General features: G+C 33.0%; 19 protein-coding genes. 4 read left to right on the top strand and 15 right to left on the bottom strand.

All coding sequences use genetic code 11. From position 1 onward, the window contains the following. Nucleotides 1-43 precede the first annotated feature (43 nt). The 4 genes from hemW to gpr form a co-directional block, all read right to left on the bottom strand. On the bottom strand, nt 44-1,180 hold the full coding sequence (gene hemW / locus ACX6U0_RS09175) for a radical SAM family heme chaperone HemW (protein ID WP_464959653.1): 1,137 nt from the start codon (nt 1,178-1,180) through the stop codon (nt 44-46). Between the two features lie 497 nt (nt 1,181-1,677). Beyond that, a complete protein-coding gene (gene lepA / locus ACX6U0_RS09170; RefSeq protein WP_464959652.1) occupies nt 1,678-3,498 on the bottom strand; it encodes a translation elongation factor 4 in 1,821 nt (606 codons plus the stop codon). 109 nt (nt 3,499-3,607) lie between these two features. Next, nucleotides 3,608-3,958: a DUF3679 domain-containing protein gene (locus tag ACX6U0_RS09165; RefSeq protein ID WP_464959651.1), complete on the bottom strand. Its 351-nt coding sequence runs from the start codon at nt 3,956-3,958 to the stop codon at nt 3,608-3,610. 21 nt (nt 3,959-3,979) lie between these two features. Next, entirely contained in the window at nt 3,980-5,080 is a 1,101-nt protein-coding gene (gene gpr / locus ACX6U0_RS09160) for a GPR endopeptidase (protein ID WP_464959650.1), read from the bottom strand. Nucleotides 5,081-5,298: 218 nt separating this feature from the next. Here gpr and rpsT point away from each other — a divergent pair, with 218 nt between their 5' ends. Continuing rightward, nucleotides 5,299-5,565 (top strand): 30S ribosomal protein S20, encoded by a 267-nt coding sequence (rpsT, locus tag ACX6U0_RS09155; RefSeq protein WP_087998708.1) that lies wholly within the window; start codon nt 5,299-5,301, stop codon nt 5,563-5,565. A gap of 42 nt (nt 5,566-5,607) precedes the next feature. Here rpsT and holA read toward each other — a convergent pair whose 3' ends face one another. Then, on the bottom strand, nt 5,608-6,612 hold the full coding sequence (gene holA / locus ACX6U0_RS09150) for a DNA polymerase III subunit delta (RefSeq protein ID WP_464959649.1): 1,005 nt from the start codon (nt 6,610-6,612) through the stop codon (nt 5,608-5,610). Between the two features lie 210 nt (nt 6,613-6,822). On the opposite strand from holA, the gene ACX6U0_RS09145 reads away from it, so the two are divergent. Further along, the gene (locus ACX6U0_RS09145; RefSeq protein ID WP_087998706.1) at nt 6,823-6,957 is read left to right on the top strand and encodes a YqzM family protein; all 135 of its coding nucleotides are present in this window, start codon (nt 6,823-6,825) and stop codon (nt 6,955-6,957) included. A 41-nt stretch (nt 6,958-6,998) separates the two neighbouring features. Here ACX6U0_RS09145 and ACX6U0_RS09140 read toward each other — a convergent pair whose 3' ends face one another. Together ACX6U0_RS09140 and ACX6U0_RS09135 are read right to left on the bottom strand one after the other, a co-directional pair. After that, a complete protein-coding gene (locus ACX6U0_RS09140; protein ID WP_464959648.1) occupies nt 6,999-9,338 on the bottom strand; it encodes a DNA internalization-related competence protein ComEC/Rec2 in 2,340 nt (779 codons plus the stop codon). A gap of 8 nt (nt 9,339-9,346) precedes the next feature. Beyond that, on the bottom strand, nt 9,347-9,979 hold the full coding sequence (locus ACX6U0_RS09135; RefSeq protein ID WP_464959647.1) for a helix-hairpin-helix domain-containing protein: 633 nt from the start codon (nt 9,977-9,979) through the stop codon (nt 9,347-9,349). A gap of 89 nt (nt 9,980-10,068) precedes the next feature. Here ACX6U0_RS09135 and comER point away from each other — a divergent pair, with 89 nt between their 5' ends. Then, entirely contained in the window at nt 10,069-10,884 is an 816-nt protein-coding gene (gene comER, locus ACX6U0_RS09130; RefSeq protein ID WP_464959646.1) for a late competence protein ComER, read from the top strand. Between the two features lie 114 nt (nt 10,885-10,998). On the opposite strand, the gene ACX6U0_RS09125 is transcribed toward comER, so the two are convergent. The 7 genes from ACX6U0_RS09125 to ACX6U0_RS09095 are packed head-to-tail and all read right to left on the bottom strand — an operon-like array spanning nt 10,999 to nt 15,486. Further along, on the bottom strand, nt 10,999-11,742 hold the full coding sequence (locus ACX6U0_RS09125) for a class I SAM-dependent DNA methyltransferase (RefSeq protein ID WP_464959645.1): 744 nt from the start codon (nt 11,740-11,742) through the stop codon (nt 10,999-11,001). Then, nucleotides 11,739-12,095, bottom strand: coding sequence for a ribosome silencing factor (gene rsfS, locus ACX6U0_RS09120; RefSeq protein WP_192602805.1), 357 nt, complete (start codon nt 12,093-12,095; stop codon nt 11,739-11,741). The genes ACX6U0_RS09125 and rsfS overlap by 4 nt, the downstream gene beginning before the upstream one ends. 11 nt (nt 12,096-12,106) lie before the next feature. Further along, nucleotides 12,107-12,673, bottom strand: a complete 567-nt coding sequence (gene yqeK, locus ACX6U0_RS09115; protein ID WP_464959644.1) for a bis(5'-nucleosyl)-tetraphosphatase (symmetrical) YqeK — start codon at nt 12,671-12,673, stop codon at nt 12,107-12,109. A 36-nt stretch (nt 12,674-12,709) separates the two neighbouring features. After that, nucleotides 12,710-13,000, bottom strand: a complete 291-nt coding sequence (gene yhbY, locus ACX6U0_RS09110) for a ribosome assembly RNA-binding protein YhbY (protein ID WP_087998699.1) — start codon at nt 12,998-13,000, stop codon at nt 12,710-12,712. Further along, complete coding sequence (gene aroE, locus ACX6U0_RS09105; RefSeq protein ID WP_464959643.1) at nt 12,994-13,836, bottom strand: shikimate dehydrogenase; 843 nt, start codon at nt 13,834-13,836, stop codon at nt 12,994-12,996. Before aroE ends, yhbY begins: the two co-directional genes overlap by 7 nt. Before the next feature lie 22 nt (nt 13,837-13,858). Beyond that, nucleotides 13,859-14,968 (bottom strand): ribosome biogenesis GTPase YqeH, encoded by a 1,110-nt coding sequence (gene yqeH, locus ACX6U0_RS09100; protein ID WP_464959642.1) that lies wholly within the window; start codon nt 14,966-14,968, stop codon nt 13,859-13,861. Next, the gene (locus tag ACX6U0_RS09095) at nt 14,965-15,486 is read right to left on the bottom strand and encodes a YqeG family HAD IIIA-type phosphatase (protein ID WP_464959641.1); all 522 of its coding nucleotides are present in this window, start codon (nt 15,484-15,486) and stop codon (nt 14,965-14,967) included. The genes yqeH and ACX6U0_RS09095 overlap by 4 nt, the downstream gene beginning before the upstream one ends. Nucleotides 15,487-15,743: 257 nt before the next feature. Here ACX6U0_RS09095 and sda point away from each other — a divergent pair, with 257 nt between their 5' ends. Next, nucleotides 15,744-15,884: a sporulation histidine kinase inhibitor Sda gene (gene sda / locus ACX6U0_RS09090; RefSeq protein ID WP_087998695.1), complete on the top strand. Its 141-nt coding sequence runs from the start codon at nt 15,744-15,746 to the stop codon at nt 15,882-15,884. A 139-nt stretch (nt 15,885-16,023) separates the two neighbouring features. Here sda and ACX6U0_RS09085 read toward each other — a convergent pair whose 3' ends face one another. Continuing rightward, entirely contained in the window at nt 16,024-16,803 is a 780-nt protein-coding gene (locus ACX6U0_RS09085; RefSeq protein WP_464959640.1) for a phosphatidylserine decarboxylase, read from the bottom strand. Nucleotides 16,804-17,023: the final 220 nt, after the last annotated feature.

The following is a 17,023-nucleotide window of genomic DNA, read 5'->3' as shown; positions in this document are numbered from 1 at the left end:
GTCAATTAAAAAAGAAAAGCGCTTGGTCAGATATCATTCAACTTTATAATAGAAACTCTTGGAATACTTCATTGCCTAATAGTTTGCCTTTATGCGTTAATCGTAAGTAATCATCTTTACGCTCAACTAGTCCACCTTTACTTAACTTTTCAATAACATTTGGAAAGATTTCATTAAAGGTCGCGCCATACTTCGCTTGAAAGTTCACTTCAGAAACACCTTGCATTTTTCTAAGTCCAAGAAACATTTCTTCTTCCATTTTTTCTTGTTTTGCCACGGTATGCTCGTGGATGACTGGTACACCTTTTTCATCGATAAGCTGGAAATACTTCTTTAGAGGTCCTGCATTCGAATAACGGACTCCGTTGACATAACCATGAGCACCTGCACCAAATCCAAAATACTCATCATTATTCCAGTAAACAAGATTGTGCTTACTTTCTAACCCATTTTTCTCAAAATTGCTTATTTCATATTGATGAAACCCTTTTTCTTTTAAATACTTCATTAAGAAATCATACATTGCTGCTTCATCTTCTTCTGGGGCAGGCTTTAGTTTTCCCCTATTCATTTCTATGTAAAAAACCGTTTTTGGTTCAATAATTAATGAATATGCGGATATATGTTGAATCGGTAACTCCATCGCTTTATCTAATGAGTCAATAAATTGTTCCATCGTTTGACCTGGTAGTGCGTACATCAGATCAAGATTAATATTATCAATACCAACTTCTTTAGCTGTCTGGATTGCTTCTTCTATTTCATTTGGGGAATGAGTTCGTCCTATTTTCTTCAATAACCCTTCATCAAATGTTTGTGCTCCAAAACTAATACGATTCACTCCACCGTCCTTTAAGATTTGAAGCTTTTCCTTTGAAATTTCATTTGGATTACTTTCAAAAGTCATTTCAACCCCGTTTTGACCTTTAATAATATGGCTATTAATCATATTAATTAATTTTTGAGTTTGTTCTAAGTCTAATGCAGTTGGCGTTCCCCCACCCACAAAAACTGTTTTCAAATTTGTAATAGGAGTTCTCTTTAAACTCTCTATTATTTCCTTCTCCAGATATTCTAAATACTGATCAACTGGCTGACGATCCATCACAAATTTATTAAAGTCACAGTAATAACAAATTTGCTGGCAAAACGGTATATGAATATAAACGGAAGATACCATTGTTTCTCCTCTTTTCTATGTAGCGAAAAGCCCCTGATCAAATACCTTCTTAGGTCTCGATCCAGGGACTCTTGTGATTTATTTTCTTTAGAATTGTATATCTTCATTAGGTTTTTGTCTAATAAAATGAAAACTTATCTTAGGTTACTTTCTAAACTTTAATGTAGGTTGATTTCTACTTCAGGATACACTTTCATGATTTATGAATGCGTTTCGATATTCTATAGTGAGTTTTACTAACATACTTACATTAATTCCTTAGGGGTCTCAACCGTCCCAAATCTCCCACAGAAGTCGAGGTTATCCTTACATTCAACATCTTACAATAACTGTGAATTAATAAACCTTAAAGAAAGAATAGAATGAAATATACCTTTATTTTAGCCAAAATTTTATTAATTTATATACCCATATTAATATTAAATCTTTTTCGTCACTTCAATAAATAAACCTGCCACCTTGTATAAAGGGGCAGGTTCAAGAATCATGTTCTAATTTTAGTCGTCCATACGTAAAACAGCCATGAATGCTTCTTGAGGTACTTCAACAGAACCTACAGCTTTCATACGTTTTTTACCTTCTTTTTGCTTATCTAATAGCTTACGTTTACGAGAGATGTCCCCTCCGTAACATTTTGCTAATACGTTTTTACCCATTGATTTAATTGTTGAACGAGCAACAATTTTTTGTCCGATTGCCGCTTGAACTGGTACTTCGAATTGTTGTCTTGGAATCAGTTCTTTCAGCTTCTCAACAATAATTTTTCCGCGGTCATATGCAGAATCTCTATGCACGATGAATGATAATGCATCCACTTGCTCACCATTTAATAGAATATCCATCTTCACAAGTTTAGACGCTTTATAACCAATTAATTCATAGTCAAATGAAGCATATCCTTTTGTACTAGATTTTAATTGGTCAAAGAAATCATAAACAATTTCAGATAATGGAATTTCATAAGTTAATGTTACACGGTTTGCATCTAAATATTGCATATCGATAAAGTTACCACGTTTCTTTTGGCAAAGCTCCATAATCGCTCCAACAAAATCGTTTGGAACCATAATTTTTGCTTTTACATAAGGCTCCTCTACTCGATCAATTGATTGAGGATCTGGCATGTGAGCAGGGTTATCAACCGTAATCATTTCACCCTTTGTAGTGTATACACTATAGATAACACTTGGAGCAGTTGTAATCAGATCAATTTTAAATTCACGCTCAATACGTTCTTGAATGATTTCCATGTGTAATAGTCCTAAGAATCCACAACGGAAACCAAAGCCTAATGCTTGAGATGTTTCAGCTTCAAATTGAAGTGCAGCATCATTTAATTGAAGCTTTTCAAGCGCATCACGTAAATCATTGTATTTTGATGTATCAATTGGATATAAACCACAGAATACCATTGGGTTTAATTTACGATAACCTGGTAATGGCTCTGTTGCTGGATTACTAGCAAGTGTAATCGTATCACCTACACGAGTATCTCCAACGTTTTTAATTGAAGCTGTTAAGAAACCTACGTCACCAACAGTTAATTCATCTCTTTGTGTTGTACGTGGAGTGAATACACCCGCTTCAACAACTTCGAATTCTTTACCTGTAGCCATCATTCTGATTTTTTGTCCAACTTTAACTGTACCTTCTACAATACGGATATAAGCGACAACCCCACGGTATGGATCGAATAACGAGTCAAAAATAAGTGCTTTTAATGGTGCATCTGGGTCACCAGTCGGAGCAGGTACTTTTTCTACGATTTGTTCTAGGATTTCTTCAATTCCGATACCAGCCTTAGCAGAAGCTAATACTGCTTCAGAAGCATCTAAACCAATTACATCTTCAACTTCTTGTCTTACGCGCTCTGGCTCAGCACTTGGTAAGTCAATTTTATTTATAACTGGTAAAATTTCTAAATCATTGTCTAAAGCTAAATACACGTTAGCTAATGTTTGGGCTTCGATTCCTTGCGCAGCATCTACTACAAGAATTGCACCTTCACAAGCTGCTAAGCTTCGTGAAACTTCATACGTGAAGTCGACATGCCCTGGTGTATCAATTAAATGAAGAATATATTCTTCACCGTTTTTCGCTTTATATTGTAATTGCACAGCATTTAATTTAATGGTAATCCCACGTTCACGTTCTAAATCCATTGAGTCTAACAGCTGTGATTTCATTTCACGCTGAGTTAAAGCATTTGTCTTCTCAAGAATCCTGTCTGCTAATGTAGATTTTCCATGGTCAATGTGTGCGATGATTGAAAAGTTTCTAATTCTCTTTTGTCTTTCTGATCTTGACTCTTTATTCATTTCATCACTCCTAAATTTCTCGACAGCATAGATAGTTTTGATTATATCAAAAAACGAGGCCATTATTCAATCTCTATTAGCAGTATATGTCGAATGAAGTTTAGAAGGACTATCTTAACTCATCAATTAAAGAAGGAATTTTTTCAAAAATCTTCATTCCTTTTTCCGTAATATATGAAACAAAATTAGTAATCCCTTTTCCAACTACCGTAAAATAATTAAACGCGCCTAGTCTTTCTAGATGCTCTTCTCTTACAGCCAACCCTTTGTCAGTATAATCCTTGCCAAATACAACTGCTCCAGCCTTCCCATCCTGCTTAGATAATGTTACAACATCATCTACATGATAATAATCAGTAGATGTAACTTTACCTATTCCATTTTTCGCAATCTGCATACAAGTAAAAATGATGATTGTTGACAAAGTGATCAATGTAAAATACCGAAACAAATATTTCACAGGTTTCTCCTCACTTTAAAATTAATGTGTATATGAACCAACATTATCTTGATTTATTTTAGAATGTAATGCCGCATTCATTCCACCGGCAATAATATTAGCCATGTCTTCAATAAATGTATCCACTTCTTTTGGTGTCACCATTAAGTTATGACCAAGTGGAGATAAAACTTCATGTATTAATTTACGCTTTTCTTCATCCTCCAGCGTTCCTACAATACCCATAAAAGCCATACGTTCTTTTTCACCAGGAAGATCTTCCTCAGTGTATTTTTTCTTTTCACCAAATGTCATACCAGCAGGAATCAATGCTCTAGCAGGCTTGTCTCCTTCTTTCATTTCTCGACCAAAATGTTTCAATATAAAATCAATCGTGTCACTCGTAATGGCAACAGCATCAACAACGGTCGGTACACCAATCGCAATTACAGGAATCCCTAAAGTATCTTTACTTAATTCTTTTCGTTTATTTCCAATTCCTGAACCAGGATGAATGCCATTGTCAGTTATTTGAATGGTTGTATTTACTCGTTCAATAGATCTTGCAGCTAGTGCATCAATTGCAATAACAAAATCTGGTTTTACTTTATCAATTACACCAGCAATAATATCACTCGTTTCAATACCAGTAATTCCCATTACTCCAGGTGATAGTGCACATACTGGTCGATAACCTTCTTGAACACTTTCCGGTTGCAGTTCAAATAGATGCTTCGTGACAACTAAGTTTTCTACTACCATTGGTCCTAAAGCATCTGGTGTTACATTCCAGTTACCTAAGCCAACTACTAAACATGTTTGATCTTCTGTAATACCTAAATTTTTTAAGAAAGCAGAAAACTCATTTGCAAAAACTTTTTCAACCTTTTCTTGAAGTTCTGTATCTTGTTCACGTATTCCTTGAACTTGTAATGTTAAATAATTACCTGCTTTTTTCCCAATTCTTTCAGTTGCGGATTCGTTTATATGTACATGTGAGATACTTACGCCGTCAACTTCTCGTTCTTTAAGAATGACACCAGTAATTTCTTCCTTTGTTTGCTCACGTTCTTCTAGCATTTCTTTTGCTTCTACTGCTAAATCTGTTCGAACGCTATATTGACTTAAATCTAACTCACTCATGTCTTTAGCCTCCATAATACATCAAAATTTAACTAGTCTCTTCTTAGTTAGTTTAGCTAGATGTTACCAATTCTAAACGAATTGTTTATTTTTCTTTTGAAAAGGCGAAAATAGCTTTATGAATTCTATTGCAAAATGGTACTTGTTTTGATAAAATAAGTTTTGTTCTATTTGTAATCGAGGGCAAATTTCTCGACTGCATTCGGGAGGTGAAAGGTATGCCAAATATTAAATCAGCGATTAAGCGTGTAAAAACAGCTGAGGCTCATCGTGCTCACAACGCATCTCTAAAATCAGAAATGCGTACTGCAGTGAAGACTGTTGAAGCTTTAGTTACTAATAACGAAACTGAAAAAGCGAAAGAAGCTTTCTTATCTGCTTCTAAAAAATTAGACAAAGCTGTTAACAGCAATCTAATCCATAAAAACGCTGCTTCACGTCAAAAATCTCGTTTAGCTAAAAAAGTTAACGCTATGAACGCGTAATGAATTAAATGGTGTCTCATATGAGACACCATTTTTTCGTTTTTATTTATTCATTTGTAAAATTAGCATTTCTAATATCAGCACTTTATCCCCTTGTCCTGTTTTCATATTATAATCTGCTTTTGCAATTAATTTTATTGCTTCCTTTAATTCATTCGCTTGAAATAAATTCGATTGTTTTTGACCATAAAAAACTCTTCCTGGTGATACGCCAACAGAGGATGCAATTTGATTATTAGAATATCCATTACTTGATAATTGTTTAATTTCATAAAGTAATCTAATTTGACTAGCCAATAATGCTACTACTTTTATTGGTTCTTCGCCAACATACAATAGCTCTTGTAAAATTTTCAGTGCTTCTGTCGTTTGTCTTGCTGCAATTTTTTCAATTAATGAAAAGATATTTTGCTCTATTGTTTTAGCAACCATTAATTCAACGAGTTCAGCATTTACTTCGCCTTCGTCTCCGATAAATAGTTGTAGCTTTTCACATTCTAGCTTTAAGATAGATAAATTATTTCCTACAAGAAGTTTTAACGATTCAACACCATCATTTGTGATTGTAATGTTTCCAGAAAATTGATCTTTAATCCAGCTATCTAAATTATTCACTTCTACAGGATGACATTCTACAAGTTCTACCTGCTTCTTTAATGCTTTCGTTACTTTTTTTCTTTCATCCAATTTTTCATACGGTGCGACAAATACCACTGTAGTAAAAGGTGATGGATTTTCTATATAATCAAAAAGAGGCTCAACATCTTGTACATTCTTTTCTTTTTGGGCAGTTAAAAAAGTACATGACTTAATGATTATTACTTTATGCCCTCCAAAAAAAGATGGAGTTTGAGCATCTTCAAGTGCATCTCCTAAAAAACCTTCCTTTAAATCATAAGACTGAAAGTTAAAGTCATCGATTTCTCCTTGTAAAGCTGATTTCACGATTGCGTTTTCAGCTTCTTGAAGCAAAAAATCTTCAGTACCTACCAACAAATAGATCGGCGATACACTTTTTTTCAATTTTTTATGTAAATCTGTAATCATGTTTTGCTCCCCTACACTAATTTTCTTAATATAGTATAACATGTCCTACATTAGAAGGAAGAGATTAGTAAATACTAATCTCTAATTTATATTAACGTTTTAAATAAAGACCCGGTCTCTTCATTTAAAACGGTATAACTAAAACAAACATACTATGGATTTTTTAGTTATATTGATTTATACTAAAATTGTGAATTAGGAGGGGTTATTGTGAATACATTTGAAAAAAACGTACAAAGCAAACGTAATGATGCAGTTGATTCAGGCGTTGGTTTTGCTGTTTCATTTGGTTTCTTCGCTACTCTATTTATCATTGCAACAATCGTAGAATTCGTTGCTCGATAATACATAGAATCAAATGATGGGACTGCTTTTAGCAGTCTTTTTTATTTTTCTTTTGGGTTTTTGTCTCTTGATTTACGGTATGCGTTAAATGTTGAAAAGGTACCTTGTCCCTTTTTAAATTCATAAAATATAGCTCCATCACGGTCAGTTCGCAAAATAATGATCTTTTCCTTTTGCAAACGATCAAGCACTTCTTTTTTTGGATGACCATAACGATTATTGGCACCAACTGAAATGATCGCAAACTTAGGTGCGACTGCTCTAACAAACACATCTGAAGTCGATGTATCACTCCCGTGGTGCCCCACCTTTAATACATCTGACCTTATATTTTCATATTTAGAAATGATACTTTTTTCACCGCTTTCGTCTAAATCCCCAGTAAACATCCATATTTTATCTCCAATTTTTGCCTTAATCACAATTGAACCATGATTCTCTTCACCAACATATCCTTTAATTGGTGAAAGTACTTGAAAAGTAAAATCCTCTACTTTCCAACTAAAACCTTCACTTACTTTTTGTATGTTAGTACCTTTTTTCATCGCAAGAGCTATTCGCTCTTGTTCAACTTTTCCAAAGTTTAACTTATTACCAACTAACAGGTTCTTAACAGGAAATAATTGCAAAACTTCATATGCCCCACCTAAATGATCATAGTCTCCATGTGTAAAGATTAATTTATCTATTTTTCGAATACCTTCTCCCTTTAAAATCGGAAGTAGAATATCGGTTCCAGTTGAAAACACTTTTTTCCTTTTCATCCATTTTTCTTGATTAAATTGGACAATTCCACCTGTATCAATAATATAATTCCCTTTATTAAAAGGAAGTTTAATGAGAGTAGAGTCACCTTGACCAACATCAATAAATATTATTTTTCCTACCGGATTTACATTTGGGTAAAAGTAATGACAGCAAATGAGAAGGACAAATCCACACAAGCTAATATTGAATTTTATATGTTCCTTCTTCTCTTCCATAAAATAAAAGACTGCAAATATGATGATGAAATATAAAAGTACGACTGTCTTCGACGGATGCATAAAAACTAACTTCACGAATGGGAGTTGCATAAATAAATCAAGAAATTTATTTGAGCACTCAATAAAAAATGTTAATATGCATTCGAAAATCCAACTTACACTAGGTAAGATTAAACTTACAATAAAACAAAAAATACATAGTGGGAGAACTAGAAAAGTAATAAATGGTATGTAAATAAGATTCATTAAAATACTGTAAGGTGAAAATTCATGAAAATTTACTAGGAGGATTGGTAATGAGGATAATTGAGTTGTACTTGAGGTAAATAAAGCTTTTGCATACCATGATTTATAACTTAAAATACGTTTCGTGGTCAGTAGGATGGTAAAACTCGAAATAAAAGAAAACTGAAATCCTATATCATATATATAATTTGGATTCACGACGAGCATGAGAATACATGAAAGAATTAGTGGCGTCATGAAATCTAGCTTTATTTTACATAATCTAATGAGACATACTAAAACGCCAATGATCACTGCTCGAACCACTGATGCTGAGGCACCAGCTAAAAATCCATAGGAAATAATGATCATTATCGTAAAGATTAAGCTGCTTTCCTTTGTGATGCCAATTCTTATCAGTATAAAATATGTTACTAAACTTAATAAACTAATATGAGAACCACTAATAGCCAGTAAATGAACAATTCCTACTATTTGATATTGTGATTCTACTTCCTGACTCATTCTTGTCCGGTCTCCAAAAAGAAGAGCATTTATAACCCCTTCAATATTTTCATTAAATTTACTCTCAACATATTTGGTTACATACTGCCTTCCACTATTTAATGTCTGAATGATTGACTTTTTACTTATTATGCAATTATTTAAACTTTTTGGTTCAATTGTTTGTACCCACTGAATGTCTTGATACGATAAATATTGTTGGTAATTAAATAAATAAGGATTTGTATTTGGCTCTGGCAAAGAAGCTTCACCTTTCAGTATACATATATCACCTATTGTCCTTCTTTGAAAAATTGACAAGTCACTTTGATTATTTGCAAACGCTACAACCATTATTTTTTGTTGTTCTAATTTAAACGTAAAAGAAATTTTATTTCCATCTATAATTGGATTTGTTTGAATTTCACCTTGTATAGTTTGACCAGGCTGTGTTTTCGATGGATCTAATATTTGGTTTTGATATAGACAAATTAAGGATGTAACTAGGATTGATAATATACAATAGGAAATATGGATCCACTTTTTATTCATTATTAGTACCGCAAAAGGAATCATTAAAAATAATAGTACAAGTAAATCATATTCTTTAAAAAAGGCAATTGTTATTAGTTGTACAATACAAACATACGCTAAATAGATACTCATAAGAAATCTTAACGAATCAAAATAAATGGTCTCATTTGATCCAATGATTTCGTACCTATTCCATTTACTTCATCCAATTGTTCAATCGAGGTAAAAGAACCATTCATTTCGATGTACTCTACTATATTTTTTGCTTTAGACGGACCGATACCAGGAATTTTTTGGAGCTCTTCAAGAGTTGCGTGATTAATGTCAATTACATCTTTTTGATCTACTTCTTCATCTGACACTGCACTTACTGGTATATCAACTGCTATTTCTTCTTCTATTTTTGGAACGTAAATGACCATTTCATCCTTTAATTTCTCTGCTAAATTTACTTTATTTCGGTCTGCTTCACTTTTAAATCCTCCGGCTAGTTTAATTGCATCATTCACCCTACTTCCAGCTTCTAAACGAAAAATACCAGGTGATGTAACCGCTCCTTTCAGATCAACAATAATTTCATCTTGCTCTTTATACTGCTTTCCTTCTTTCGTCTCATTGTTTTTATCTACAGCATTAGAATCCTTTGTTTGTGTAGATTCAGGCGTGATGACAACTTCATTTTGCCGATTACTTTGAATTAAGTTAATGACAAAAATAAAAAGAAAGATAATCGATAACCAAAAGAACTTATTTCGAATGATTTTTATGAACATGTTAAATCCTCCTTAGAACTTATAACATTATTTTCTAACTTGCTTCATATAGTGTAGGAGAGAATGTATGCAAAGGAAGTGATGTACTCATGAATGTAGGCATCATAGGTACAGGAAATATGGGATCCATTTTGCTTAACGGGTTTATTAAATCAAAAGCCCTTAAACCTTCCGAGTTAACAATTACAAACCGTTCGATTCATAAAGCTTATGAGCTCAAAAATATATACCCTGAACTGAAAGTCGCAGAGCATGCTAAAGATGTAATTAGTGCTTCTGAAATCGTACTGATTTGTGTAAAGCCATTGGAAATTCAACCACTCCTTTCATCATTACAATCATCATTTACAAAGGATCATTGTGTTATTTCCATTACTAGCCCAATCAATGTTGAACAGTTAGAAGCCATTTTACCTTGTCAGGTAGCACGTGTTATTCCAAGTATTACGAATCAAGCATTAAGTGGCGTAACGTTGGTTAACTTTGGAAAAAGTTGTTCTGCAAAAACTAAGGAAAGTATCATCGAACTATTTTCGAACATTTCAAAGCCCGTTATGATTACAGATGAAATAACTAGAGTTTCATCTGATATAGCAAGCTGCGGCCCTGCATTTTTTAGTTACTTACTCCAAAAATTCATTGATGCTGCCGTATGTCAAACTGAGATTACTAAACAACAAGCAACGATCTTAGCAGAGGAAATGATTATAGGTTTCGGAAAACTAATTGAACAAAAACATTTTACATTGGAAACGCTACAAGAAAAGGTTTGTGTAAAGGGTGGTATTACCGGAGAAGGAATTAAAGTATTAGAAGAACGTGTCGGTGATTTATTTGAAGAGATTTTCGAAAAAACACATAATAAATTTGATAAAGAAATCGAAAAAGTGAAAGAGCAATTTTAATTTTTTATAAGTATATGATTTCTCAAATAAAACTTCAAAGCAAGAAATTTCATTTTTTGCTCGTTAATAAAGCAAAAAACCCTTTAAGAAAAAGAATTTTCTCTAAAGGGTTTTTTATTTTTTAATTGCTATAAAAAAGATTCGCTCTGATGCTTCTTCTACTACTTGGTCAAAATCACCAATTATTTCTTTCACAACAAATCCTGCGTGATTTAATAAAGCACGATACGTTTCGATTGGAAACGTTCTTTGAATGTGATATTCTTCAAAACGTTCATATGAATCACGACTTTCTTCTTTCATAAAGAACACTAAATCATGCTCTACGCTTAAAGACTGTTCACCTTGAGTGCAAGACCAGACTAAGCTTAATTCTTCATCATCGATGAAAAATGTTTCTTCACCAAAAATTTCTTCAATTTTATATGGAGAATGAACATCGAATAAGAATAGCCCTTGATCCTTTAAACTTTCGTGAACCTTTTTAAACGTTTGTAATACTTGATCTTCGGAATCTAAATAATTAAGTGAATCGCAAAATATGGTAATACAGTCTAATTGTTCGAATCCTTCTAATTCCATCATATTTTGTTGAAAAAATGGAATTTGCACTCGTTCTTGGTCTGCTTTTGCCATTGCAACACTTAACATTTCTTCAGATAAATCTACACCACTTACCATGTAATTTTGTTTTGCTAATAAAATGGGTAGCGTACCTGTCCCACATCCGAGATCAAGAATTGTCGGTTGATTTATGTCATACTTTTGAAAAACGTCATTAACGAACTGTAACCACTTATCATAAGGTACATCATTCATTAATTCATCATACAAATACGCGAAGCGATTGTATGTCATGAAAGAAGCTCTCCATAAACATCAAGTGACGGAGCATCTCCCCATAATTTTTCTAAATTATAATATCCGCGTTCTTCGCGATGGAATACGTGTACGACTACATCTCCAAGGTCTACTAATACCCAACGAGCTTCGTCAAAACCTTCTAAACGTTTCACATTTCTCCCATTTTGAAGTGCTTGATCCTTTACTTCTCTTGCAATAGCTTGTACTTGTTTATCTGAGTTACCATGACAAATAATGAAATAATCCGAGATTGCAGATATTCCTTTCATATCTAAAACCACTAATTCCTCAGCTTTTTTATCATCAGCAGCTTTAACAGCTAGCATCATTAGTTCTTTTTCATTCATTTTAGTTCCCCCTAACATTTAACTTGCTTTAATATTGAATTATAGGTTTTAACCGTTAATGGGTAAACACTTTGTTCTTTCTCAATTAAGTATGTGATAGTATTTTTTAATGCATACAACAGTGCTTGATTTAAATCCAAATTAGCTAATCTCCTCGCTTCTTCGACACCCGGAAATTGGCGGTTAGGTTCAATATAATCTGCTACATAAATTACCTTATCTAAAATGTTCATTTCTTCATGACCACTCGTATGATAAGTTATTGCTTGTAATACATCTTCATCTTCTATTCCATATTCATGTTTTGTAAGAAATGCACCTACAGGAGCATGCCAAAGTTCTTTATTATGTTGTAAAAGTTCTAATGAGAGTTGATTATTCTCCATTATTTCTTTTAATTCAATAATCGGCATACATTTTGCGACGTCATGGAAAATTGCAGCTAACTCAGCCTTTTTCACATCTGCACCATACTGTTCGGCAAGACGGACAGCAGTTTCCATCACACCAATAGTATGTGTAAAACGCGCGTTTGTTAGTTTATCTTTTACAATAGAAAGTGCTTTTTGTTTATCCATTAATTCGCTTCTCCTCTAATTAACGGTATTGTCTCATTAAGGTAATACGATTGTTTTATTTTCTTCTGATTCTTTATATAAAACAATTGTATGTCCAATTACTTGTACTAGTTCAGCGTCTGTACCTTCAACTAGCTGATCAGCTACATCATAACGATCATCATCGCAATTTTGAAGTATACTTACTTTCAAAAGCTCTCTAACTTCAAGTGCTTCTGAAATTTGCTTAACCATATTTTCATTAACTCCACCCTTACCTACTTGAAAAATAGGGTTTAAGTGATGTGCTTTTGAACGTAAAAATCTTTTTTGTTTACCAGTTAACATTTTGTTCCTCCAAGCTTTTCTTCTAATAATTTATATGCATTAATTGTATTTGGAAAAATTCCTGTCCACTCTTGAAATGCTAACGCACCTTGATAAATAAACATCGGTAATCCATTTTGAATCTTTGCATTTTTTTGTTCTGCTTCATTTAAAAAAGCAGTTTTGTACGGGCTATAGATTAAATCAGACACAACTGTATCAGCTGATAAGTTATGAAGAGACATTGGTTTTGCAGCTTCATTCGGTTTCATTCCAACAGACGTTGTTTGAATAACTAGAGAATAAGAACCTAATTGTTCTTCGGCTTCTGTAATAGAAATAACTTTTACATCTTGATCTTTTAATAATAATCCATTTTTTAATTCCAGTGCTTTTTCCGTCGTACGGTTTGTTATCGTAATTTGCCTTACACCTAAGTGCAATAAGCTACACAATATTGCTCTTGCCGCACCGCCTGCACCAATGATTAAAATATTTTCCTGCTCAATTGGACTTTTTAAAACAAGAGATAATCCTCTACAATAACCAATTCCATCTGTATTTTTCCCATAAAGTCGACCATTTTTATTGATAACAGTATTGACTGCACCTATTTCTTTGGCTAATGGATCGATTTCATCTAAATACTTCATAACTTCAACTTTCAAAGGTGCTGTAACATTAAATCCATTCGATGTTGAACGGAATTCAGTCACAATTGATTCTAGATCTGATATACCAACCTCTTTCGCAGCATAATGACCATGGATTTGATTTTCATGGAACCATTCGTTATGCATAGTTGGTGACATTGAATGACCAATCGGTTGACCGATCACATAAAATTGGTCTCTCATCTCTCCCGCCCCCAAATCAATCTTATATAATTGAATTACGAAGTGTTATACCTACGCCTTTTGGTGCATAAGCAACAATTTTTGCACCTGGTTCATTTACAGTAATCCAACCAAGTCCAGAATAAACGATATCCGTTTTTCCTTCTTTTATCATAAATTCATGCTTTACCAATTTTGGTAACTCATTTATTTGTTCGCCATATGGTGGTACTAACAGTTCACCTGCTTGTCTTTCATATAAATCATCTGCATTCTCTTGTTTTGTACGATGGATTGATAGATCATTTGAGAAATGACAAGTAAATGATCGTCTACCACCCTCTAGATAATCGAAACGTGCTAATCCACCAAAGAACAATGTTTGACTTTCATTTAATTGATAAACCATCGGCTTGATTTCTTTTTTAGGCGTAATGATTTTCAAACCTTTTTTATCAACAAAATGAGCCATTTGATGATGATTAATAATTCCCGGCGTATCAATTAAATCACTTTCATCATCAAGAGGGATTTGTATTAAATCAAGAGTTGTTCCAGGAAAATGTGATGTTGTGATAATATTATTATTTTCTTCGCTATAACGCTTAATCATTGTATTAATAAATGTTGATTTACCAACATTTGTACAACCTACCACGTACACATCTTTACCTTCTCTTAGCTCTTCAATACGATCAGCCAATTCATCAATTCCAGTACCTTTAGCTGCACTTATTAAATGTACACCAACCGGATGTAATCCCCAACGCTTTGCTGTTCCACTCATCCATTGTGTAAGTCTATTCTTCTTAACTGACTTTGGAATTAAATCAGCTTTATTTCCAACTAGTAAGACTTTGTTTTTTCCAACAAAACGGTTTAACCCATTTAACCAGCTTCCCGAAAAATCGAAAATGTCGACTACTTTAATGACAAGACAATCTTTATCGCCAATTCCATTTAAAATACGGATAAAGTCAGAATCTGTTAACTCGACATCTTGAATTTCGTTATAGTTCTTTAAACGAAAGCAGCGTTGACAAATAATTTCTTCTTTTTCTAATGATGATGGTGGTGCAAAACCTAATTTGTTTTTATCCTCTGTTTGAATTTCGACTCCACAACCAATACATCTTATTTCATTATGACTCACTTTTTATCCTCCCATTGTAGTAATCCTTGTTTCTTAAATGAGGAAAGAATTCTACGTTCAACCATTCTATTAAATCTTGTCCAAACTCCATCCGTACTCGCAACTGGAACAACTAGGATTGTATGAATACCTTGTCGATTTCCTCCAAATACATCTGTTAAAAGCTGATCTCCAATCATACAAACCTCATCAGCCTTCAAGTTCAATAATTGGTATGCTTTCTTATATGATACTGATAAAGGTTTTCGAGCACGATGTATAAATGGAATGCCAAGTGGCTCACAAAACTTTCCTACTCGTGTTTCATTGTTGTTTGAAACAACAGTTATTTTAATCCCTGCATCTTTCATGCTTCTAAACCAATTTGTTAACTCCGGTGTAGCTAAAGGACGATCCCATTCAACTAATGTGTTATCTAAATCGGTAATAATTCCTTTAATACCTAAGTTTTTCAAATGCTCAGGCGTGATTGCATAGACATTATTTACAAATTCATTCGGTAAAAACTTTTTTAACATGATAAACACCTCATAATATTCATAAAATCGTTCGACAAATAACAACAAATACCATCGTTGTGGATAAGAATATACACATTATCCTATTGCCATACATCTGCATTTTCAGAAAATATAAACAAATTACTAACAACTTATCCACCGATTTGTGTGGATAAACGAACGATTGTTCTATTGAAAAAAATTTGATACATTAGGCTTACAAAGTATTTCCAACACTTTTATCACGCGGAGGTGAAGCCCAGCTGGGCAATATTATGTACAAATTAAATGATGATTTGTTACTTGAGTCCTACAAAAAAGCACTTGGTCTGCAATTAGATCCGGCCTTTATTTATTTAATTGAAAAAGAAATAAAAAGAAGAGGCCTCGACTATTATATTAGACAAACATCCTAATACTTTTTATTATTTTCAATATAAGCAAATAATACAAGTAAAATAAAAATACAAGCACTCTTTACAATAACAGAAAAAGAACCATCTTTCTACACGATGGCTCTCATTTCGTGAAAAAAAGTGCAAACTACATCATAGTTTAGTGTAGTTTCCCTAGGTTTTCTCCTACTTTTATAGGTTGACCAGACTTTAATTCATTATTTGGTGTAAAACTATCTGCTTCAAATAATAAGACAACTGTTGAACCAAAAGAAAAATATCCAACTTCAGTACCTTTTTTAAGTTGTTTTTCTTTTGCAGTTACTACGATTGTATTGACAAACATCGCTCCAACTTTAATCATCGCTACATGCTTCCCGTTTTCAGAACTTTTCACCTCTGAAACTACTCGATAGTTTTTTGAAAGAGGATCTTTACCATATGTTAAACCAGCTTTATTCACGGGATATGATTTAGCACCTAATTCAAATTGAGAAAGGACTTCACCTTCGATTGGACTATGTATACGATGGTAATGACTAGGACTTAAATATAGCACCATATAATATCCCTCATTATACTTATCTGCCATTTCTTTTGAACCTAACATTTCAATAATACTATATGTTTTTCCTTTAACAACAAATTGTATATCCTTTTCAATTTTCCCATGAGATTCTAATACACCATCAACTGGACAAGCTAATTCATTATCACCTGCATAAATTGGTCTTGCACCATTTTTTAATTCTCTTGTAAATAATGCATGTAATGTTGGAAAGGATGTATTCTTACTTTCTTCCATATTTAGCTTAAACGCATTAATATATGGTTTAATGAGTACCTTACTCAATTTCGAAGTCGAGAAATTCCTAAGAAATCCCGAAGTTAACCTGTTATTTGTAAGCTCAATAAACATACGATAAAATCCTTGTTTCATCTATTTACCCCTTATTTACTAAAATAAAATGACTTTTTTATATTCTTATCTAATTTAATTTCTTAATTCCTATTCTTCTTATTTCATTAATCGTTCTTCTTGTCTACTCTTTCTTACATCTGAACTGCCCATATCTATAAACTCCTTATTCTTCTACTTTACTCTAGATTTATAATACTGTCACTAATCGTTCATCTGTATTTCACACTAAGTTCACATT

This window comes from Gottfriedia sp. ABJ_BB2_2 (assembly GCF_055484705.1).
This window is presented reverse-complemented; position numbering and strand designations above follow the sequence as displayed.